Raw genomic sequence first — 20,705 nt, 5'->3', positions numbered from 1 at the left:
GCCTAGAAGTAAGTGGTCGCCCCCGCGAAGAACGCCCGTCCGGGCACGTAGAAGTTGGTCGATCCGTCTCGCAGGTCCTTGTCCATCAGGTTCTGTACCCCGCCGTTCAGCGTCAGCCACTGGGTCACCGCCAGATTCGCCGTCAGGTCGTAGGTGGTGTAGGACTGCACGAAGTCATTGCCCATGCCCCGCTGCTTACCGACGTGCTGCGCCGACAGTTCGGTGCTCAAACGGTCGTTGATCTGCCAGTCCAGCGCGCTGAATGCCGACAGCTTGGGCGAGCTGATCAGATCTTCGCCGGTGCTCAGGTTCCTGCTTTCCAGCATGTAGGTAGCGTTGGTGCGCCACGTCACGGAATCACCCAGCGGCACCCGGGCGGTGCCTTCCCAGCCACGGGTGCGGGCCTTGTCGACGTTTTCCAGCATGGTCCACCAGCGGCCCTGAAACTTACCCAGCGGGCCGTATTCGATCTTGTCGGTGAAATCGGTGTGGAAGTAGGTCAGGCCGGCTTCCCAGCCGTCATGATCGAACGACAGGCCGATTTCCTTGTTGGTGCTGGTTTCCGGCATCAGGTTCGGGTTGCCCGCCATCCAGCAACTGCCGCCGCCATAACCCAGCGGACGCAAGGAGCCGCAACCACGGCCACCGGACTCGGTCGCCGCTCCCGCACTGCCTTCCTTCAGGCTCGGCGCACGAAAACCCTTGGAAACACCGCCGCGCACGGTCCAGTCCGGATGCGGGTGATAGACCACGTAAGCCCGCGGACTGTTGTGGTTGCCGTACTTGTCGCTGTGGTCGAAACGGTTGCCCAGGGTCAGGGACAGGTTGTCCAGCAGGAACAGTTCATCCTCGATAAAGGCCGCCGAATAATCGCCCTTCAAGGTCGAGCCATTGACCGGCGTGCCCTGGTAATCCACGGGCACGGTGCCAAGGGTATTGGTGTTGGTCAGTTCCTCACGCTTCCATTGCCCGCCCAGCGTCAGGCGCTGGTCCACCAGCAGTTCGAAGGGCATGTTGAGGCTGCCCTCGACGATCTTCTCTTCGGAGTTGGCCTTACCCACATCCAGGTCATTGCGGTACTTGTTCAGGTAGGCATCGAGCTTGGAGGTGCCGAAACTCCAATCGCCGCTGTGGGACAGGATGTAGCTGTCGCGGGTCAGCCGGCTGGGGCCGAAGGCGCCACCAACGGTTTCGTCCCAATCACCAAAGGTCTTCTTCGACGACCAGGCATGCTCAACGCCATGCACCGCCTCGAAGGACAGGCTCTGCGCTTCGTTGATCTGCCAGTCCAGCAGGGCATTGACGCTCTGGTCCTTGGAGCCGCCGGCGCCGTCGTCGTACATGAAGTCGCCCTGGGCATCGCGCCGCGCCGCGACCTCATCCGCTGCCCGCCGCGTAACGTTGGCGCCCAGGCGCAGGCCCAGGGATTCGGTCAACGGGCCCGCCGCATTGACGCTGTACTGGGTGGTCTGGCCCCGGTCGGAGTCCTTGGGCACGGTGATGTTGGTGCTGGCCGAACCGGTCCAGGTCCGCGAGACCTTGCGCGTGATGATGTTGATCACCCCGCCCATGGCGTCCGAGCCATACAGCGATGACATCGGCCCCCGCACGATCTCGATGCGCTCGATCATGTTCGGCGAGATCCAGTTCAGGTCCTGGCGCGCCAGGTCGCGACGATAACTCAGGTCGGCGGAGCTGCCGACGCGCTTGCCGTCCACCAGAATCAGCGTGTACTTGTCGTCCAGGCCCCGCAGCTTGATCTTCGACTGCTCGCCCACCGGGCCGAAACCACCGGTCACTCCCGGCACCCGGCGCAGCAGGGTGTTGAGGTCGTAGACCGGCTGGCGCTCGATTTCCTCACGGGTAATGACGCTGACGCTGGCCGGGGCATCCTTGAGATCCGTAGCGCCACCGGAGGCGGTAACGAAGGCTGTGTCCAGTGCCAGCGGCGCCGACGTGGCCTCTTCAGCAGTCTCGCCAGCCTGCGCCAGCGGAGCCAACAGACCGACACCGGCGCTGAGCAGAAGCGAATTGAACAGGCAGGAGCTGACTTTCATGACAAACGATCCTTGTCGATTCAATGCACCTTGGTGGTGCATCAAGGGAGAGGGGATCGAAGTGTAATGCTAATAAATATCATTTAGAAATAGGAATGTTTCTCGACCGATACATTTCGGCCCGTGCCCATGTGCAAACACGGCCCCGCCACCACCCCCGTTCGCGAGCGGTTCCAAGGCCGATGCTGACAACGCCGAAGGCTCAGCAGACGTCTTCGTAAGGCAGGCCCACATAGTTCTCGGCAATGTTCACCAGGCCCGCGTGGGAATTGAGGAAATACTCACGATCGGCCTGCTGCATCTTGTGGTCCCAGGCGTCCTGGTGCTCGCCGAAATCGTGCAGCAGGTTGGTCATGAACCAGCTGAAACGCTCGCCCTTCCAGACCCGACGCAAGGCCAGCTCGGAGTACTTGTCCAGCAGTTCGGTACGCCCCTCGCGGTACACCTTGACCAGGATCCGGTACAGGTAGCACACGTCGGAAGCCGCCAGGTTCAGGCCCTTGGCGCCAGTGGGCGGGACGATGTGCGCAGCGTCGCCGACCAGGAACAGCTTGCCGTACTGCATCGGCTCCACCACGTAGCTGCGCAGCGGCGCGATGCTTTTCTCCAGTGCTGGCCCGGTCACCAGATCCGCCGCCACGTCCGCCGGCAGACGGGCCTTGAGCTCATTCCAGAAGCGCTCGTCGGACCAGTCTTCGACCTGGTCGCTCAGTGGCACTTGCAGGTAGTAGCGGCTGCGAGTCAGGGAGCGCTGGCTGCACAGCACAAAGCCGCGCTCATGCTGGCCATAGATCAGCTCATGGTTGACCGGCGGGGTATCGGACAACAGCCCCAGCCAGCCGAAGGGGTACTCGCGCTCGTAGTGAGTCAGCACCTGCTCCGGAATGCTCTTGCGTGCCACGCCATGAAAACCGTCGCAGCCGGCGATGTAGTCGCAGTCGATGCGGTGTTGCTGGCCGTCCTTTTCATAGGTGAGGTAGGGCTGTGCGCCCTTCATATCGTGGGGCTGCACCTTGTCCGCCGAGTAGATGATCGGCGCCCCGCTGGCCGCGCGGGCCTCCATCAGGTCACGGGTGACTTCGGTCTGGCCGTAGACCATCACCGTCTTGCCACCGGTCAGGGCCTTGAGGTCGATGCGCACGCGCTTGCCGCCCATCAACAGTTCCACCCCTTCGTGAACCAGGCCTTCGGCGTCCATGCGCTGGGCCACACCGGCCTCGCGCAGCATGTCCACGGTGCCCTGTTCGAGCACCCCGGCGCGGATGCGGCCGAGCACGTAATCCGGGGTCTGGCGCTCGACAATCACCGTGTCGATGCCGGCCTTGTGCAGCAGTTGGCCCAGCAGAAGGCCGGAAGGTCCGGCGCCGATAATCGCAACCTGAGTTTTCATTGTTGTCGTCTCATAAGGGCATTCCAGTCACCGTGCAGGCGAAATCCGGAATTTATGGTTATTGTTGTACCCCTGCATTTTTGCCGACAAAAACCGCAATAAATGGTGATTAACCGTCATAAAAATGCACTTTTGAAAACAGCGTTCGATTATCGAGCGCTCCAGCCAACCACTGCCCAAGGTCGCCTCCGATGAAAGCCAGCCGCTCCAGCATCCCGGTGTTCAAGCTCTATGGAGAGAACCAGGCCTGGCCGACCCCGGACCTGCTGCACTGCGAATCCATCCCCAAGCGCAGCAGCCTGCACCATTGGGAGATCAAGCCGCACCGTCACGCCGATCTCTACCAGTTGCTCTATGTGCAGCGCGGCCAGGCCCTGGTGGAAGTCGAAGGACGGCGCCAGGACGTGCGCGAAGCATCGATCCAGGTGGTGCCGCCGCTGATGGTCCACGGCTTTCAGTTCTCGGAAAACATCCAGGGGTACGTGCTGACCCTAGGCGCGCCTCTAGTGGCCCAGTTGGAAGCGCAACTGGGGGCGCCCCTGTCCGTGCTCGCGTCTTGCGCCTGCTACCCGGTGGGCCGTGACCGCCACAGCCTCAACACCCTGTTCAAGGCGCTGATGGATGAATACGAAGGCAGCGCCGCGGCCCGCGATCTGTTGCTGCATTCGCTGGTCAACGTGCTGGTGGTGTGGATCAGTCGGCGTGGCCAGCAGAACACCCCGCCGAGCAACCGCGGCGAGCGCAATCAGCACCTGCTGGGGCACTTCATCAAGCTGGTGGAGCGGCACTATCAGGAACACCCCACGGTGGAATCCCTGGCCCATCGCATCGGCCTGTCCAGCGTCCACCTCAATACCCTGTGCCGGCAACTGGCCGGGCAGAGCGCGCTGCAGATCCTCCACCAGCGCCTGATGCTGGAAGCCAAGCGCGGGCTGATCTACACCAACATCAGCATCAGCCAGCTGTCGGATAACCTGGGGTTCAGTGACCCGACCTACTTCTCACGCTTCTTCAAGCGCCTCAGCGGGCAGACGCCCAATGCCTTCCGCCAGAGTGCAGGGCAAGACCCCAGCGGTCGCTGAGCCGGCGCGAGTTTTGTGCAGCTCGCCGATTTCTCTTAACAAATCTCGCCACACGCCGCCGATGGCGGTCGCCAACCCTGTCGCAAAAACAACTTATCTTATTGATTTAAAACGATAAATTAAAAAACAACGGATTGGCACGCTAGTTGAGACGCTCTGTCGGCGCGTCAGGAGCCCTCCTCCTGCCAGCGCTCCCATAACAATAAGGCAGACCTTCTCATGCATCAGACCTCCTCGCGCCTGCGCGCCCTTGCACTCACCTCCAGCCTGCTGTTTGGCGCCCACACTTCATGGGTGCAAGCCAGCGAAGGCGGCGTGTCCTCCTGGCCCATGGGCATCGAACTCTACGGCATGGGCATCCTGCCGCCGCCCGGCACCTATGCCCAGGTCTTCGTCGGCAACTACCTGGCCGACAGCCTGCGGGACAACGCGGGCCACCGCGCGGCCAGCATCGACTTGCGCGTCACCAGCGTGGTGCCACGTTTTGTCTGGGTCACCGAGCAAGAGGTGCTGGGGGGCAATCTCGGTTTCCACGCCCTGCTGCCCCTCAACGACATGCGCCTGAACATCAAGAACGGCCCCCACGATCACAAGCGCGGGATAGGCGACGCCCACCTCGGCCCGGTGCTGGGCTTTCATCACAGCGACAAGTTCCACAGTGCCCTGGGGGTCGATTTCGTGCTGCCCAGCGGGGGCGAATACGACAAGGACGACCTGATCAATCTGGGCAACCACTACTACACCGTGCAAGCGGTGTATGCCATGACCTACACCGACCCGCAGGGCTTCAACGCCGATGTGCGCCTGATGCACGACTACAACTTCGAAAACCGCGCCACCCACTATCAGTCCGGACGCGAGCTGCACGCCGACTACAGCCTCGGCTGGGGGCTGGGCAATGGCTGGGTGATCGGCGTCGGCGGGCACGCCTATCAGCAGATCAGCGACGACAAGTGCAGCGTCGCCGATTGCGCCGCCGCGGCCCAGGTGCAAGCCAGTGATGGCAATCGCGGACGCTCGTTCTCCATCGGCCCGGCGGTGCAATTTCAGAGCAAGAGCGGCTGGTCGCTGAGCGCCAAATGGCAGGACGAATCGGCGGTACGCAACCGCGCCGAGGGCCAGACCTACTGGCTGAAATTCACCACCGCGCTCTGAGTCAACACCCTCTGAATCAGCGCACCCTGAACCGCCGAACGCCGCGCCCCCTGCTGCCGAAACGCAGCAGAGGGCCGGTTCAACGGCCCTTGAGGCGATAGCTGACCTGAGCCCGGCTCATGCCAAGCATCTGCGCCGCCGCGGTGATGTTGCCCCCGGAGCGCTCCAGGGCCAGATGCACCAGGCGCAATTCGATCTCTTCCAGCGACGTGCTCAAGGCCGGCGCCCGGCCGGAAAGAAACGCCTGCAGGCTGGCCAGCTCCGGCTCCTCGAGCGGCGCCTCAGCGGCCCTGGCCGCCGCTGAAGAGGGCGCAGGCTCACGCACCGTCGGTGGCGCCAGGCGCCCGTCGGCATTCAAGCCAATGGCAACGCCCGCCAGGGGCGTCCCCGCCTCGCTCAGGTGCACCACATCGATGATTTCACCGTCGCCGGCGGCAATCACGCCCCGCTCGATGAGGTTCTGCAACTCGCGGATATTGCCGGGGAAGCGGTAAGTCAGCAGCGCATTCACCAAGCGCGTGCTGCAGCCCGCCAGCTGACGCCCGTGGCGCTGGCTGAAGCGGTGCAGGAAGTAGCTCATCAGCAGGGGAATGTCTTCGCGGCGCTCGCGCAGAGGCGGCAGATGAATGGGAAACACGTTCAGGCGGTAGAACAGGTCCTCACGAAAGCGCCCGGCCTCCACTTCGCGCCGCAGGTCGAGGTTGGTCGCCGCGATCACTCGCACATCCACCCGCAGCGGTTCGGTGCCCCCCACCCGCTCGATCTCGCCTTCCTGCAAGGCCCGCAGGATCTTGCTCTGGGCCGAAAGGCTGAGGGTGGCGATCTCATCGAGAAACAAGGTGCCGCCATGAGCCCGCTCGAAGCGCCCCGGCCGCGAACGGTCGGCGCCGGTAAAGGCCCCCCGCTCCACGCCGAACAACTCGGCCTCCACCAGGTTTTCCGGCAGGGTCGCGCAGTTCAGCGCCACCAGGGGCTGCTGCCGACGGCTGCTGGCCTGATGCAGATTGCGCGCGAACAACTCCTTGCCCACCCCCGATTCCCCGGTCAGCAGCACCGTGGCCTGGGTCGGCGCCACCCGCTGCAACAGCTGGCTGGCGGCCACAAAGGCCGCCGAGATGCCGACCAATTGCTGTTCGCCGGGCGATACCGGTAGCTCGGCGACCTGCGTCTGCACCCCCGAGGCATAGGCGCTGCGGCTGAGAAAATCCCCCGGGTCGAGGTACATCAGGTCGACATCGATGTCTTCCCACAGCTGCGCCGGCTTGCCGACAATCCGACAGGCCGGCTGCCCCATCGAGCGGCATTCCAACTCGCGAAACACCACCAGCCGCCCCAGCAGCGACGAGGCGTAGCCGCTGGCATAGCCGATCTCCATCCAGCACGCCGGCTCGCCGCCCAGGCCATAGGCGGCGATGTGCTCGTCGTCTTCCAAGGAGTTGTGCCAGCGAAACTCCGAATAGAAATGGCCGATGCTGGAGTCGATCTCGAAGCGCACCACCTCAACATTGACCATGCCTTCGAGCATGTGCAGGCGCGGCCCGGCGCTGTAGAGGCTGGCGTGATCGCCGTCCGGCCACTGCTCGCTGACCTGGGCCGCGTCCCGGGCCCCGGCCTGCCAGCCGATGCGCGTGATCAGGCCACGGGCCTTGTCGAAGCCCAGGGCCTCGATCAATTCACGACGGATGGAGCCGAACGCCGAACCCTGCATCAGCATCATCCGCTGCCCGCACAGCCAGATGCTGCCGTCCTGGGGGGCAAAGGCCACGGTCTCGGCCAGTTGCTCGGCCGAAGGCAGGCCGCTGGCCTCGAAATGACTGGTGCGATCGACGATCAAGCGCTTTTGCCGCCCCAGCATCTGCTTGAGGAAGTCTTCATCCGCAGGACGGCCGGGCTGGCTGGAAGGAGAACGAGTCATGGGCAATCAACAGGCAGCTCAGGGGCCTTGCAGTATGCCCCGGCGCTTTGCCGGGTCAATCGCCGTCCCTCCTGGCCGCAGGCGATGCGCAGATTCTGGCCGGTAACCGCACAGTTTTCACAAACGCCCCGGGAGTGCCGAGCTTTCGACGCCCTTGCGACTTCTCTGCATAAATTTCCGCAATGCGCCCCGCACGACGAGGTTTATGGAAAACAGGAAGTTCAATTAACGCATTGATTTAAAAGATAATTTTTACAAAAAACGACCGTGGCACGATAGTTGTTATGCACAGGCAGACGCTCATCCATAACAAGACAACAGGTGACCTTGCCATGCTTTCTGCCTTCCTTGCGCCTCCCCCGCCCTGCCCCTCACGCCTGCGCCACGGCCCATTGCGCAACACAGCCCCTCTCGGCTGAAACGCCACCGTACCGGGCACCCATCCCTACCCTCACGCGCCATCGGCTTGATTGCTGACAGCCGAGCCATGGCCACGAACAAGAGAGCATCCCATGACTGCGACTCGACCTGCCTATCAACACCTGGAACTGCAGCCCATCGCCGGACAATGGCGCGCCGGCAGCAGCGGCCAACCGCTGGCCGTCCTCGACCCGTTCACCGAGCAATGCCTGCTGCAGATCAGCCTGGCCAACCGCCAGGACCTCGACCAGGCCTACGCCAAGGCCCGCCAGACCCAGGCCCCATGGGCCGCCAGCGCGCCAGCGCAACGCAGCCAAGTGCTGCTCAACGCCGCGCGGATCTTCGATGAGCGCCGCGAGGAAATCATCGGCTGGCTGGTCCGCGAGTCCGGCAGTACCCGGATCAAGGCGCAGATCGAATGGGGCGCGGCCCGCGCCATCATCGTCGAAGCGGCCAGCCTGCCCAGCCGGGTCCACGGGCGGATCGTCGCCTCCAACGTCCCGGGCAAGGAAAGCCGCGTCTACCGCAAGCCCCTGGGGGTGATCGGGGTGATCAGCCCCTGGAACTTCCCCCTGCACCTGAGCGCCCGCTCCCTGGCGCCGGCCCTGGCCCTGGGCAACGCGGTGGTGATCAAGCCCGCCAGCGACACCCCGGTGACCGGCGGCCTGCTGCTGGCGCGGATCTTCGAGGAAGCCGGCCTGCCCGCCGGGGTGCTCAGCGTGGTGGTCGGCACCGGGGCGGAAATCGGCGATGCCTTTGTCGAGCACCCGGTGCCGGCGTTCATTTCCTTCACCGGCTCGACTCAGGTCGGCCGCAACATCGGGCGCATCGCCAGCGGCGGCGAGCACCTCAAGCACGTGGCTCTGGAACTGGGGGGCAACAGCCCGTTCGTGGTCCTGGCCGATGCCGACCTGGAACAGGCGGTGAACGCCGCGGTGGTCGGCAAGTTCCTGCACCAGGGGCAGATCTGCATGGCGATCAACCGCATCATCGTCGAGCAGCCGGTGCTGCAAGCCTTTACCCAACGCTTTGTCGAACGGGTCAAGGCCCTGCCCTACGGCGACCCGAATCTGCCGGCCACGGTGGTCGGCCCGGTGATCAACCACAAACAGCTGGCCGGCCTGCAAGACAAGATCAGCCTGGCCCTGAGCGAGGGCGCGACCTTGCTGGTGGGCGCCCCGGCCACGGGCAACGTGCTGCCACCTCACGTGTTCGGCGACGTCCGCGCCGACATGGAGATTGCCCGCGAAGAAATCTTCGGCCCCTTGGTCGGTATCCAGAGCGCACGGGATGCCGAGCACGCCCTGGAACTGGCCAATGCCAGCGAGTACGGGCTGTCCAGCGCCGTGTTCAGCGCCAGCCCGGAGCGCGGCGTGCAGTTCGCCCAACGCCTGCACGCGGGCATGAGCCACGTCAACGACATGCCGGTCAACGACGAGCCCAACGCGCCCTTTGGCGGTGAAAAGAACTCGGGCCTGGGCCGCTTCAACGGCGACTGGGCAATCGATGAATTCACCACCGACCACTGGATCACCCTGCAACACACGCCGCGCCCCTATCCGTTCTGAGCAGGGCGCTTGTCCACCGAATCACCCCATAACAATACGGAGTACGCAATGTCCTCGCTCCTCGACAGCCCAGCTGTGAAACGAAGCCTTGCCCTGTGCCTGAGCCTGCCCCTGGCGGTGCTGGCCACAACGGCCGCCGCCGATGGCGACGGCGTCTGGAAAAGCGGTGAAAACGTCTACGCCAAGGTCTGCGGCCACTGCCACGAAAAGAACGTCGGCCCGCAGATCAAGGGGCGCCAACTGCCAACGCCCTACATCACCGCAGTGGTGCGCAACGGCTTTCGCGCGATGCCGGCATTCCCGGCGTCGTTCATCGACGACAACGCCTTGCAGCAGGTCGCCGACTACATCTCCAAAGCCCCGGCCACGGCCGCCCAACCCTGAGGAGACGCCCATGAACATTGAACGTCGCTCGTTGCTCAAGGGCATGGCCCTGGGCGGTCTGGCCAGCGTCGCGGTGACCGGCCCGGGCCTGAGCCTGGCCAACGGCGTGCTGGGCCCGTCCGCGGGCAAGCGGCTGCCCACCCTGGCCCTGGTCAGCGCCGCCGTCGCCGACTCGGCTTTCGTCCAGGGAATCAACGCCAGCTCGGTGGCGCGCCAGGTCAGCGTGCAACGCTGGGAGGCCAGCCTGGCGTCGATCCAGGCGCTGCAACAACGCCTGGGCAGTGGCCAGCCGCAACGCATCATCGGCCTGCTGGACGATGCCAGCGCCGCGCTGGTGCTCGACCAGGCCCGCAGCGCCGGAGCCCGAGTGCAATGGCTCGGCCAGCACCACAGCGATGCGCGGACCTCGCGCCACCAACTGCTGGGCACCACGGCCGCCCATGGCTGCGCCTTGCAACTGGGCCTGCAACTGAACGCCTGTGGCGCCGGTTTCAGCCTCAGCGAGCAGCGCCTGCTGGCACAGCCGGCGTTCCAGGCCGGCGCCCGCGCTCGCGACCCACGCAGCGCCGAACAATGGGCCGCCACCCTGGGCTACAGCCTGGCCGAACTGGCCAGCGGCCGTCTCGGCCAGGCGCCGTTGGCCAGCCCCCGGGCCGTGCCATTGAGCGGCCATTTCGTTTCGTTCTCGATTGAGGCTTGAAGGAGCTGATCCAATGACTGAGCAAACCCAGAAGCCACTGTTGCCCCGGGGCGTGAATGCAGCCCACTTCAACCAGGCCATCGCCCAGTTCCGTGCCCTGCTGGGGGACGAGAACGTGCTGGTCAAGGACGACCAGCTGGTGCCCTACACCAAGATCATGATGGCGGTGGACACCGCCGAGCACATGCCCTCGGCCGCCATCACCGCCACCAGCGTCGAGCAGGTGCAAGGGGTGGTGAAGATCTGCAACGAGCACAAGATTCCGGTCTGGACCATCTCCACCGGCCGCAACTTCGGCTACGGCTCGGCAGCGCCTGGCCAGCGCGGTCAGGTGATTCTCGACCTGAAGAAGATGAACAAGATCCTCCACGTCGACCCGGAGCTGTGCACCGCGCTGGTGGAGCCCGGGGTCACCTACCAGCAGCTCTACGACTACATCCAGGAACACAACCTGCCGCTGATGCTGTCCTTCTCGGCGCCCTCGGCCATCGCCGGCCCCCTGGGCAACACCATGGACCGTGGCGTCGGCTACACCCCTTACGGCGAACACTTCCTCATGCAGTGCGGCATGGAGGTGGTGCTGGCCAACGGCGACGTCTATCGCACCGGCATGGGCGGGGTCAAAGGCGACAACGCCTGGCAGGTGTTCAAGTGGGGCTACGGCCCGACCCTGGACGGCATGTTCACCCAGGCCAACTACGGCATCTGCACCAAGATGGGCTTCTGGCTGATGCCCAAGCCGCCGGTGTTCAAGCCGTTCGAGATCAAGTTCGAGAACGAGTCGGACATTGCCGAGATCGTCGAATTCATCCGCCCGCTGCGCATCGCCCAGGTGATTCCCAACTCGGTGGTGATCGCCGGCGTGCTGTGGGAGGCCGCCACCTGCAACACCCGCCGCGCCGACTACACCCAAGAGCCGGGCGCCACCTCCGAGGCGATCCTCAAGCAGATCCAGAAGGACAAGAACCTCGGCGCCTGGAACGTCTACGCCGCCCTGTACGGCACCCAGGAGCAGGTGGACGTCAACTGGAAGATCGTCAATCAGGCCCTCAAGGCCCTGGGCAAGGGACGCATCGTCACCCAGGAGGAAGCCGGCACGACCCAACCCTTCCTGTACCGCTCGCAACTGATGTCCGGGGTGCCCAACCTGCAGGAATTCGGCCTGTACAACTGGCGCGGCGGCGGTGGCTCGATGTGGTTCGCGCCGGTGAGCCAGGCGCGCGGCAGCGAGTGCAACAAGCAGCAGGCCCTGGCCAAGCGGATCCTCAACAAGCACGGCCTGGACTACGTGGGCGAATTCATCGTCGGCTGGCGCGACATGCACCACGTGATCGACGTGCTGTACGACCGCAGCAACCCGGAGGAAACCCGCCGCGCCAACGCCTGCTTCGCTGAACTGCTGGATGCGTTCGAACAGCAAGGCTATGCCGTGTACCGGGTCAACACCGCCTTCCAGGAGCGGGTGGCGCAGAGCTACGGCCCGGTCAAGCGCAAGGTCGAGCACGCCATCAAGCGCGCCCTGGACCCGAACAACATCCTTGCCCCGGGCAAGTCCGGGATCGACCTGGCCAACCCATTCTAAGCCGCGCACACGCCCCGTCGGCAGCACGCCACGGGGCCCCTTGAACCACAGGAACATCCATGAAGTACACCCCACTGCTCGCAGCCCAAGCGCTGCTGCTGGCCGCGCCGCTGGCCCTGGCCGACGGCGACGCGGTCCTCGGCAAGGCCCTGTTCAGTGCCCAATGCGGCTTTTGCCACAGTACCGAGAACGGCAAACACCTGATGGGCCCCAGCCTGCACCGCGTCTTCGGCCGGGCCAGCGGCCAGGCCCAGGGCTTCAGCTATTCCAGCGCCCTGCAAGGCGCCGGCCTGCAATGGAACGACGCCAGCCTGGAACGCTGGCTGAGCAACCCGGCGACCCTGGTGCCGGGCAACAACATGATGTTTCCCGGCCAGCCCGACCCACAGAGCCGGCAGCACCTGATTGCCTACCTGAAAAGCCTGCATTGAAGGCACAAGCCACGCCGGCGCAGCTGCGCCAACGCTGAAACGACAACGCCCGGAGCCTGGCCCCGGGCGTTTTTTTACCCGCCCAACAGCAGCGCGTCAGGCTTTGCGGGTGCGCGGCAGGAAGATCGCCAGCACCCCGAACAGCGGCAGGAACGAGCACAGGTAGTACACGTACTCGATGCCATGGATGTCCGCCAGGTGCCCCAGCAGCGCCGCGCCGATCCCGCCAAAACCGAACATCAGGCCGAAGAACACCCCGGCGATCATGCCGACGTTGCCCGGCACCAGTTCCTGGGCGTAGACCACGATGGCGGAGAACGCCGAGGCCAGGATGAAGCCGATCACCACGCTGAGGACGCTGGTCCAGAACAGGTCGACATGGGGCAGCAACAGGGTGAACGGCGCCACCCCGAGGATCGAGAACCAGATCACCGCCTTGCGCCCGATCTTGTCGCCGATCGGCCCGCCGAAGAAGGTCCCCGCCGCTACCGCGCCGAGGAACAGGAACAGGTGCAGTTGCGAGCTGGCCACCGACAGGTCGAATTTCTCGATCAGGTAGAAGGTGAAGTAACTGGTGAAGCTGGCCATGTAGAAATACTTGGAGAACACCAGCAGCCCGAGGACCACCAGCGCACTGATCACCCGATTCCTCGACAGGCCATGCGTCGCCGCCTGGCCCTGCTTGAGCGTGTGCAGGCGCAGGTGGTTGGCGTACCAGCGGCTGATGCCGTAGAGCACCACCAGGGCAAGCAGCGCGAACAGGCCGAACCAGGCCACGTTGCCCTGGCCGTAGGGAATGATGATGGCCGCGGCCAGCAAGGGGCCGAACGCGGTGCCGGCGTTGCCGCCGACCTGGAAGCTCGACTGCGCCAGGCCATAGCGCCCGCCGGACGCCAGCCGGGCGACCCGCGAGGCTTCCGGGTGGAAGGTCGAGGAGCCGATACCGATCAGGGCCGCGGCCAGCAGGATCAGGGCAAAGCTGCCGACCTGGGACATCATCAGGATGCCGATCAGGGTGCAGACCATGCCCGCCGGCAGCAGGAACGGCTGGGGCCGCCGATCGGTGTAGTAGCCCACCCAGGGCTGCAACAGCGAGGCGGTGAGCTGAAAGGTCAGGGTAATCAGGCCGACCTGGGTGAAGGTCAGGCCGTAGTTGCTCTTGAGCATCGGGTAGATCGCCGGCAGCACCGCCTGGATCAGGTCGTTGATCAGGTGGGCCAGGGCCACCGCACCAATGATGCGCAGGACCAGAGGGCTGCTTTGCGAAGCAGGAGAAGCCGTCGCGGCGACGCTCGGGGAGTTGCTGCTAGCCATAGGATTTTCCGGACAACGGGTGGGTGCACGGGGGCAGGTGCGTCAATGTGCCATTTTTCAGTGCACCCGCGCCATCCCATTAGCTTGCTAACGACCGGCGATCCGCGCTTCGGGGAAATCCGCTTCCAGCTCGGCCTTGAGCCACTGGATAAACCATTCCACGTCCGCCGACCACTGGCTGGCCGGGGTCAGCACCCGGTAGCTTTCCAGCTTCACCTGATCCTCCAGCACCCGCACCAGGGTCCCGGCCTTGAGTTCCTCGCGCACCAGCACTTCATTGGCCAGGGCAATCCCGCCGCCGCTTTCGGCCACCGACAGGGCGTGGTCGTTGTTCACGTAGATCAGGTCGGACGTGAGGTGGATATCCAGGCCATTGGCGGCGAACCACAGGTTCCACCACTCGCCGTCATCGAAGTGAATCAGCTCGTGGCGGGCCAGGTCCGCCGGCTCGCGAATCGCCTCGATACTCGCCAGGTAGGCCGGGGTGCAGATGGGAAATACCCGGGGGCAGATCAGGCTGACCCGCGACTCGGGGTATTGCCCGTCCAGGCCATAGGCGATGCCCAGGTCGCAGGTCTTGGCGTCCACTTCGGTAAAGGTCGAGTTCGGCTCGATGGCGAACTTCAGGCCCGGACGCACATGGCGCAGCGCTTCCAGGCGCGGGGTCAGCCAGCGCTTGGCAAACCCCGGCACCACCATGATCCGCAGCCAGCGTTCGGCCGCCCTGGGCTGGGCTTCGCGCCCGGCCTCGATGATCAGTTGCAGGGCGGCGGCGATCTTGCGGTGGTACTTCTCCCCCGCCGGGGTCAGGGTCACCCCACGGGAAGTGCGCTCGAACAGCTGCACCCCGAGCCAGTCCTCCAGCAGCTTCACATGACGGCCGATGGCCGGCTGGGTGACATGCAGCGACCTGGAGGCTTCGACATAGCTGCCCAAGCGGGCCGCGGCATCAAAAGCCCGCACCGCGTTCAACGGTGGCAAACGCTGTTCGGCCATGCTTTCACCCGCCCTTGCTATTAAATTATTTAACAGCTGGTATGTTAAAATTGATGTTTCGCCCCCGCAACCCCTCACTGATAATCAGCCCCAGCAGAACAATAAAAACCCGCGAAAAGCCGGTAAAAGCGGGCTTTCCACACACCTGAACACATCTCGATCCTGCCCTAAGAAAAACAAAATCCATGGCCTGCACGACAGCTCATGGGGGAATCGGAGGTAAGGCATGAATGCCCTGCATGCGCTGCAAACGCTGGCGGTGTCCATCCGCTCGGTGCGCAAGGTCTACGGCGATCCACACAGCGGCCCGGTGGCCCTGAAACACATCGACCTGGACATCCGCGACAACGAATTCTTCACCCTCCTGGGGCCCTCCGGCTGCGGCAAGACCACCTTGTTGCGGATGATCGCCGGCTTCGAATTCCCGACCCAGGGCGAGATCCTCCTCTACGGCGAGAACATCGCCGAGCGGCCGCCGTTCGAGCGCCCGGTGAACACCGTGTTCCAGCACTACGCGCTGTTCCCCCACATGACCCTGGCCGAAAACCTGGCCTTTGGCCTGGAATCGCGGCCCATGGGCCAGGTGCTGAGCAAGGCGCAGATCGCCGAGCGGGTGCGCGAGATGCTGGCCCTGGTGCAGATGGAACGCTTCGCCGGGCGCAAGCCCAACCAGCTGTCCGGCGGCCAGCAGCAACGCATCGCCCTGGCCCGGGCCCTGGCGCCCCATCCCAAGGTGCTGTTGCTGGACGAACCGCTGTCGGCCCTGGACCTCAAGCTGCGCCAGGCCATGCGCGAAGAACTCAAGGCCATTCAGGCCAAGACCGGCATCACCTTCATCTTCGTCACCCATGACCAGGAAGAAGCCCTGACCCTGTCCGACCGCATCGCCGTACTCTCCGAAGGCGAAGTGCAGCAAGTGGGCCGCCCGGAAGAAATCTACGAGCAGCCGCGCAACCGCTTCGTCGCCGACTTCATCGGTGAAACCAACTTCATCCAGGCCAGCGTCAGCCGCGTCGAAGCCGGCCTGGCCTGGTTCAGCGGGCCGGCCGGGCAGGCACTGCCGGCGCAACCGTGCAAGGCGGTCAAGGTCGGCCAGCAGGTCACCCTGTCGCTACGTCCGGAGCGCCTGCACCTACGCAGCGAAGCCGTGGAAGGCGCCCTGGCGTGCCGCATCGAGGCGCTGATCTACCTGGGCACCGACCTGCAGTACCAGGTCAGCCTCGGCGACGGCACGCGCCTCACCGTGCGCACGCCCAACAGCGTTGAGCACAACCAGCGCCTGGCCGTGGGCAGCAGTGCCGGGCTGGTGTTCGAACGCGGCAGCGCCAGCGTCCTGCTCGATTGACCACGAGGATTCGCCATGCACGCCTCATCGATTTCCCAGCACTTGGAACGGCGCAAGGCCCTGCGCAGCGTTCTCGGGGTCAGCCCGGCGCTGATTGCCATCGGCCTGTTCCTGATCGTGCCGATCCTCATTGTCATCGGCTATTCGCTGATGGAAGCCAACCCCTACGGCGGGGTGAACAAGGTCTTTAGTAGCGACGCCTACACCGCCCTGCTGTTCGAGCGGCAACTGGACGACAGCCTGGCCTTCACCGACTCCTACCTGCTGATTGCCCTGCGCTCGATCGGCATCGCCGGGCTGACCACCCTGATCACCCTGCTGATCGGCTTTCCGGTGGCGGTGTGGCTGGCCATGCAACCGGTGCAGCGTCGCGGCCTGCTGATCTTCCTGATCACCGTGCCGTTCTGGGCCAACCTGCTGATCCGCACCTACGCCTGGATCCTGCTGCTGCGCAACACCGGGGTGATCAACAACAGCCTGATGGAGCTGGGGCTGATCCACGAACCGCTGCAACTGCTGTACACCGACGGCGCGGTGCTGCTGGGGCTGGTCTACACCTACGCGCCCTTCGTCGTGCTGCCGATCTACGCCACCCTGGAGAAGATGGACATCCGCCTGCTGGAAGCCGCCCAGGACCTCTACGCCGGGCGCTGGCGCACCTTGCGCAAGGTGGTGCTGCCGATCGCCAAGCCGGGGATTTTCGCCGGGGCGATCCTGACCTTCGTGCCCTGCCTGGGGGCGATGATCGCCCCGGAACTGCTGGGCGGCGGCACCCGGATGATGCTCGGCAACCTGATCTTCCGGCAGTTCAGCGACGCCCGTAACTGGCCCTTCGGTGCCGCCTTGTCGCTGGTGCTGATGGCCGCGGTGATGCTGGTACTGACCGTCTACGCCCTGCGCGCCCAGCGCCAGCGCACGCTTCAGGAAGGTGCATGATGATCAGCCTGTTCAAACGCAACGGCCTCGGCGTCCAGGACTTTCCCGGCTTCGGCGGTTTCAGTTTCCTGTTCTACCTGTACCTCTACGCGCCGATCCTGGTGCTGGTGGTGTTCTCCTTCAACGCCAACCAGTCGGCCACGGTGTGGAGCGGCTTCAGCCTCGACTGGTACCGCGCCGCGTTCGCCAACCAGGCCCTGCGCCAGGCGGCGGGCAACAGCCTGCTGATCGCCGTGTGCGCCAGCATGGCGGCCACGGCGATCGCCACCCTGGCGGCCCTGGGCACTTCGCGAGGGGCGAAATTCAAGGGCCTGCAACTGTCCATGGGCGCCATCATGCTGCCCCTGGTGCTGCCGGAAATCGTCGTCGGCGTGGCCACCCTGGCGCTGTTCTCCACCCTGGGGCTGTCCCTGGGCTACGGCAACCTGATCATCGCCCACACGGTGTTCTGCATCCCCTTCGCCTATCTGCCGATCCGCGCCCGCCTCAACGACATGGACCTGTCCCTGGAGCATGCGGCGTCAGACCTGTATGCCGGCCCCTGGCGAACCTTTCGCAAGGTGACCCTGCCGCTGCTGATGCCGGGGATCGTCTCCGGGCTGATGCTGGCCTTCATCGTCTCCCTGGATAACTTCGTGATCTCGATGATGGTGTCCCAAGCCGGCACCACCACCCTGCCGATCTTCATCTTCGGCCTGTTGCGCATGGGCGTGACACCCGACGTCAACGCTGTGTCGACGCTGATCCTCGGCGTCTCGGTGCTGTTCGTCAGCCTCTCTTACCTGCTGAGCAAGAAACACGCTTGAACCGTCCACTGACCCTGGGGAAATGCCATGAGCAAGTTGATCGCAAGTCTGGGTACCTCGCTGCTGCTGAGCCTGCCACTGGCGGTGCAGGCGGCGGAAAAACTCAACGTCGTGAGCTGGAGCGGCTATTTTTCGTCGGAGATCCTCGCCAAGTTCCAGAAGCAGACCGGCATCGAGGTCACGGTGGATTCCTACGACTCCAACGAAACCCTGCTGGCCAAGCTGAAGCAGGGCGGCACCGGTTATGACGTGGCGATCCCGTCCCACCAGTTCATCCCGATCCTGATCCAGGAGCAGTTGCTGGAACGCTTCGATCCGGCCAAAGAGCCCTACTACGCCAGCGTGGTGGACAACCTGAAGCAGCCGACCTGGGACCCGCAAGGCGCCTACTCGGTGCCCTTCATCTGGGGCACCACCAGCGTGGTGCTCGACGGCGAACGCTACAAAGGTCCGAGCGACAGCTACAAGGTGCTCTACGAGCCGCCGGCAGAGCTGCAGGGGCGGATCAACATGTTCGACTCGGTGAGCGAAGTGATCGACATGGCCAGCCTGTACCTGAACATTCCGCTGTGCAGCGAAGACCCCAAGCAGATGCAGCAGATTCTTGGCCTGCTCAAGGCGCAGAAGCCCTACGTCAAGACCTACAGCTCCAAGGCCGGGGCGATTCGCGAGAACCTCGCGGCCGGGGAAATCGACATGTCGATGTTCTGGGGCGGTTCGTCGATGCGCGCCCGGGAGATGAAGCCCAGCCTGAAATACCTCTACCCGAAAGAAGGCGTGCTGGCCTGGGTGGACAACATGGTCATCCCCAAGGGCAGCAAGCACCCGGCGAACGCCAAGGCCTTCATCGCCTTCCTCAGCCAGCCTGAGAACGCCGCCATGACCCAGAACTTCCTCAAGCACCAGAGCCCGATCAAGGGCGTCGAACCCTTCCTCGATGCCGGGTTGAAGGATGCCCCCGAGTTGCACATCCCCGAAGGCACCAAGGTGGTCTTCAGCCAGACCTGCGGCGAAGGCGCGATCCGCCTCGCCGACCGTTTGTGGACCAACCTGATGCGCTGAGCTGCGTTGACTTCTGCCGCCCCGGCCTGGATGCCGGGGCGTTTCTAAAGCCGTTTGAAAGGCCCCTGCCATGATCGCCAATCCCCCCAGCGAACTGGTCCTGCTCCAGGCCCATGAACTCGCCGAGCGTATCCGCCTGCGTCAGGTTTCCTGCCGGGAAGTGATGCAGACCTACCTTGCCCACATCGAGCGCTACAACCCTCTGGTCAATGCCCTGGTCAGCCTGCAACCGGCCGACAGCCTGCTGGCCCAGGCCGACCAGCGCGACGCCGAACTGGCCCGTGGCGAGTACCGTGGCTGGATGCACGGCCTGCCCCACGCGATCAAGGACCTGTCGCTGACCCAGGGCATCCGCACCACCCTGGGCTCGCCGCTGTATCAAGATTTCATCCCGCAGCGCGACGGCATCATGGTGGAACGGATCAAGGCCGCCGGGGCCATCCTCATCGGCAAGAGCAACACCCCGGAATTCGGCCTCGGTTCGCAGACCTACAACCCGCTGTTCGGCGCCACCGGCTGCGCCTATGACCCAAGCAAGACCGCCGGTGGCAGCAGTGGCGGCGCCGCCGCGGCGCTGGCCCTGCACCTGGTGCCGGTGGCCGACGGCAGCGACATGATGGGCTCGCTGCGCAACCCGGCGGCCTTCAACAACATCTTCGGTTTCCGCCCGTCCCAGGGCCGGGTGCCCTTCGACGACAGCAGCGACCTGTTCATCGACCAGCTCGGCTACGAAGGCCCCATGGCCCGCAGCGTGCGCGACGCAGCGCTGCTGCTGTCGGTGCAGGCCGGCGGCGATGCGCGGGCACCGCTGTCCATCGCCGAATCCGGCCAGGGCTTCAGCGCGCCACTGGAGCGCGACTTCAAGGGCACGCGCCTGGGCTGGCTGGGGGACTTCAACGGCTACCTGCCGATGGAAAAAGGTGTGCTGGAACTCTGTGAGAACGCCTTCGGCGATTTCCGCAGCCTGGGCTGCAGCGTAGAACCGGCCAGCCCGGACTTCGCCCCCGAGCGCCTGTGGAGCAGCTGGCGCACCTTGCGCCACTGGATGGTCGCCGGCTCGCTGGGCAACGCCTATGCCGACCCGCACAAGCGCGCGCAACTCAAGACGGAAGCCATCTGGGAAGTGGAGAACGGCCTCAAGCTGTCCGCCAGCCAGGTCTTCGACGCCTCGGTGATCCGCAGCGACTGGTACCGCGCCCTGTCAAAACTGTTCGAACGCTTCGACTACCTGCTGCTGCCCAGCGCCCAGGTGTTCCCCTTCGACAAGAACACCCCCTGGCCGCGCAACATCGAAGGCGTGGCCATGGACACCTATCACCGCTGGATGGAGGTGGTGATTCCCGGCACCTTGTCCGGCTGCCCGGTGGCCAGCGTGCAGGCTGGCTTCAACGCCGACGGCCTGCCCATGGGCCTGCAGATCATCGGCCGGCACCAGGCCGACTTCGCCGTCCTGCAATTGGCGCACGCCTACGAACAGGCCAGCCGCTGGTTCCAGCGCTGCCCATCGCCACTGATTTCGGGGGGGAAGGGATAAACGGTTGATAGCGTAGATAATTTTTTTA

Annotated in this window: 17 protein-coding genes; 12 read left to right on the top strand and 5 right to left on the bottom strand. The window is 64.7% G+C overall.

Annotated elements, in window-relative coordinates; all coding sequences use genetic code 11:
* Positions 1 to 2: 2 nt before the first annotated feature.
* The gene (locus LXM55_RS26220) at positions 3 to 2,057 is read right to left on the bottom strand and encodes a TonB-dependent receptor domain-containing protein (RefSeq protein WP_233323065.1); all 2,055 of its coding nucleotides are present in this window, start codon (positions 2,055 to 2,057) and stop codon (positions 3 to 5) included.
* Positions 2,058 to 2,259: 202 nt separating this feature from the next.
* Positions 2,260 to 3,447 (bottom strand): 4-hydroxybenzoate 3-monooxygenase, encoded by a 1,188-nt coding sequence (gene pobA, locus LXM55_RS26215; protein WP_233323064.1) that lies wholly within the window; start codon positions 3,445 to 3,447, stop codon positions 2,260 to 2,262.
* Between the two features lie 191 nt (positions 3,448 to 3,638).
* On the opposite strand from pobA, the gene LXM55_RS26210 reads away from it, so the two are divergent.
* Both LXM55_RS26210 and LXM55_RS26205 read left to right on the top strand, forming a co-directional pair.
* On the top strand, positions 3,639 to 4,529 hold the full coding sequence (locus LXM55_RS26210) for a helix-turn-helix domain-containing protein (protein WP_233323063.1): 891 nt from the start codon (positions 3,639 to 3,641) through the stop codon (positions 4,527 to 4,529).
* Positions 4,530 to 4,748: 219 nt separating this feature from the next.
* Complete coding sequence (locus tag LXM55_RS26205; protein WP_233323062.1) at positions 4,749 to 5,684, top strand: SphA family protein; 936 nt, start codon at positions 4,749 to 4,751, stop codon at positions 5,682 to 5,684.
* A 79-nt stretch (positions 5,685 to 5,763) separates the two neighbouring features.
* On the opposite strand, the gene LXM55_RS26200 is transcribed toward LXM55_RS26205, so the two are convergent.
* The gene (locus LXM55_RS26200; RefSeq protein ID WP_233323061.1) at positions 5,764 to 7,599 is read right to left on the bottom strand and encodes a sigma-54-dependent Fis family transcriptional regulator; all 1,836 of its coding nucleotides are present in this window, start codon (positions 7,597 to 7,599) and stop codon (positions 5,764 to 5,766) included.
* Positions 7,600 to 8,111: 512 nt separating this feature from the next.
* On the opposite strand from LXM55_RS26200, the gene LXM55_RS26195 reads away from it, so the two are divergent.
* Genes LXM55_RS26195 through LXM55_RS26175 form a run of 5 tightly spaced genes read left to right on the top strand, consistent with a single transcriptional unit; the run spans position 8,112 to position 12,684 of the window.
* Entirely contained in the window at positions 8,112 to 9,587 is a 1,476-nt protein-coding gene (locus LXM55_RS26195; RefSeq protein WP_233323060.1) for an aldehyde dehydrogenase family protein, read from the top strand.
* 48 nt (positions 9,588 to 9,635) lie between these two features.
* Entirely contained in the window at positions 9,636 to 9,971 is a 336-nt protein-coding gene (locus tag LXM55_RS26190; RefSeq protein WP_233323059.1) for a c-type cytochrome, read from the top strand.
* A gap of 10 nt (positions 9,972 to 9,981) precedes the next feature.
* On the top strand, positions 9,982 to 10,671 hold the full coding sequence (locus LXM55_RS26185) for a hypothetical protein (RefSeq protein WP_233323058.1): 690 nt from the start codon (positions 9,982 to 9,984) through the stop codon (positions 10,669 to 10,671).
* A gap of 13 nt (positions 10,672 to 10,684) precedes the next feature.
* Positions 10,685 to 12,253 (top strand): FAD-binding oxidoreductase, encoded by a 1,569-nt coding sequence (locus LXM55_RS26180; RefSeq protein ID WP_233323057.1) that lies wholly within the window; start codon positions 10,685 to 10,687, stop codon positions 12,251 to 12,253.
* A 59-nt stretch (positions 12,254 to 12,312) separates the two neighbouring features.
* Entirely contained in the window at positions 12,313 to 12,684 is a 372-nt protein-coding gene (locus tag LXM55_RS26175) for a c-type cytochrome (protein WP_233323056.1), read from the top strand.
* Positions 12,685 to 12,780: 96 nt separating this feature from the next.
* Here LXM55_RS26175 and LXM55_RS26170 read toward each other — a convergent pair whose 3' ends face one another.
* Complete coding sequence (locus tag LXM55_RS26170; protein ID WP_233323055.1) at positions 12,781 to 13,998, bottom strand: MFS transporter; 1,218 nt, start codon at positions 13,996 to 13,998, stop codon at positions 12,781 to 12,783.
* Between the two features lie 87 nt (positions 13,999 to 14,085).
* Positions 14,086 to 14,994, bottom strand: coding sequence for a LysR substrate-binding domain-containing protein (locus LXM55_RS26165; protein WP_233323054.1), 909 nt, complete (start codon positions 14,992 to 14,994; stop codon positions 14,086 to 14,088).
* 226 nt (positions 14,995 to 15,220) lie between these two features.
* On the opposite strand from LXM55_RS26165, the gene LXM55_RS26160 reads away from it, so the two are divergent.
* From LXM55_RS26160 to LXM55_RS26140, 5 genes are all read left to right on the top strand, one after another.
* Entirely contained in the window at positions 15,221 to 16,339 is a 1,119-nt protein-coding gene (locus tag LXM55_RS26160) for an ABC transporter ATP-binding protein (protein ID WP_233323053.1), read from the top strand.
* Between the two features lie 15 nt (positions 16,340 to 16,354).
* The gene (locus LXM55_RS26155) at positions 16,355 to 17,275 is read left to right on the top strand and encodes an ABC transporter permease (RefSeq protein WP_233323052.1); all 921 of its coding nucleotides are present in this window, start codon (positions 16,355 to 16,357) and stop codon (positions 17,273 to 17,275) included.
* Positions 17,275 to 18,081 carry an ABC transporter permease gene (locus LXM55_RS26150; protein ID WP_442799789.1) on the top strand — a complete coding sequence of 269 codons (807 nt, stop codon included), beginning with the start codon at positions 17,275 to 17,277 and terminating at the stop codon, positions 18,079 to 18,081. Before LXM55_RS26155 ends, LXM55_RS26150 begins: the two co-directional genes overlap by 1 nt.
* A 27-nt stretch (positions 18,082 to 18,108) precedes the next feature.
* Entirely contained in the window at positions 18,109 to 19,143 is a 1,035-nt protein-coding gene (locus LXM55_RS26145) for an ABC transporter substrate-binding protein (RefSeq protein WP_233323050.1), read from the top strand.
* 70 nt (positions 19,144 to 19,213) lie between these two features.
* On the top strand, positions 19,214 to 20,677 hold the full coding sequence (locus tag LXM55_RS26140; protein ID WP_233323049.1) for an amidase: 1,464 nt from the start codon (positions 19,214 to 19,216) through the stop codon (positions 20,675 to 20,677).
* Positions 20,678 to 20,705: the final 28 nt, after the last annotated feature.

The organism is Pseudomonas sp. Au-Pse12, assembly GCF_021341665.1.
Lineage (GTDB): Bacteria > Pseudomonadota > Gammaproteobacteria > Pseudomonadales > Pseudomonadaceae > Aquipseudomonas.
The sequence above is the reverse complement of the archived record's forward strand: the minus strand, read 5'-3'. Positions and strand labels throughout refer to the sequence as shown.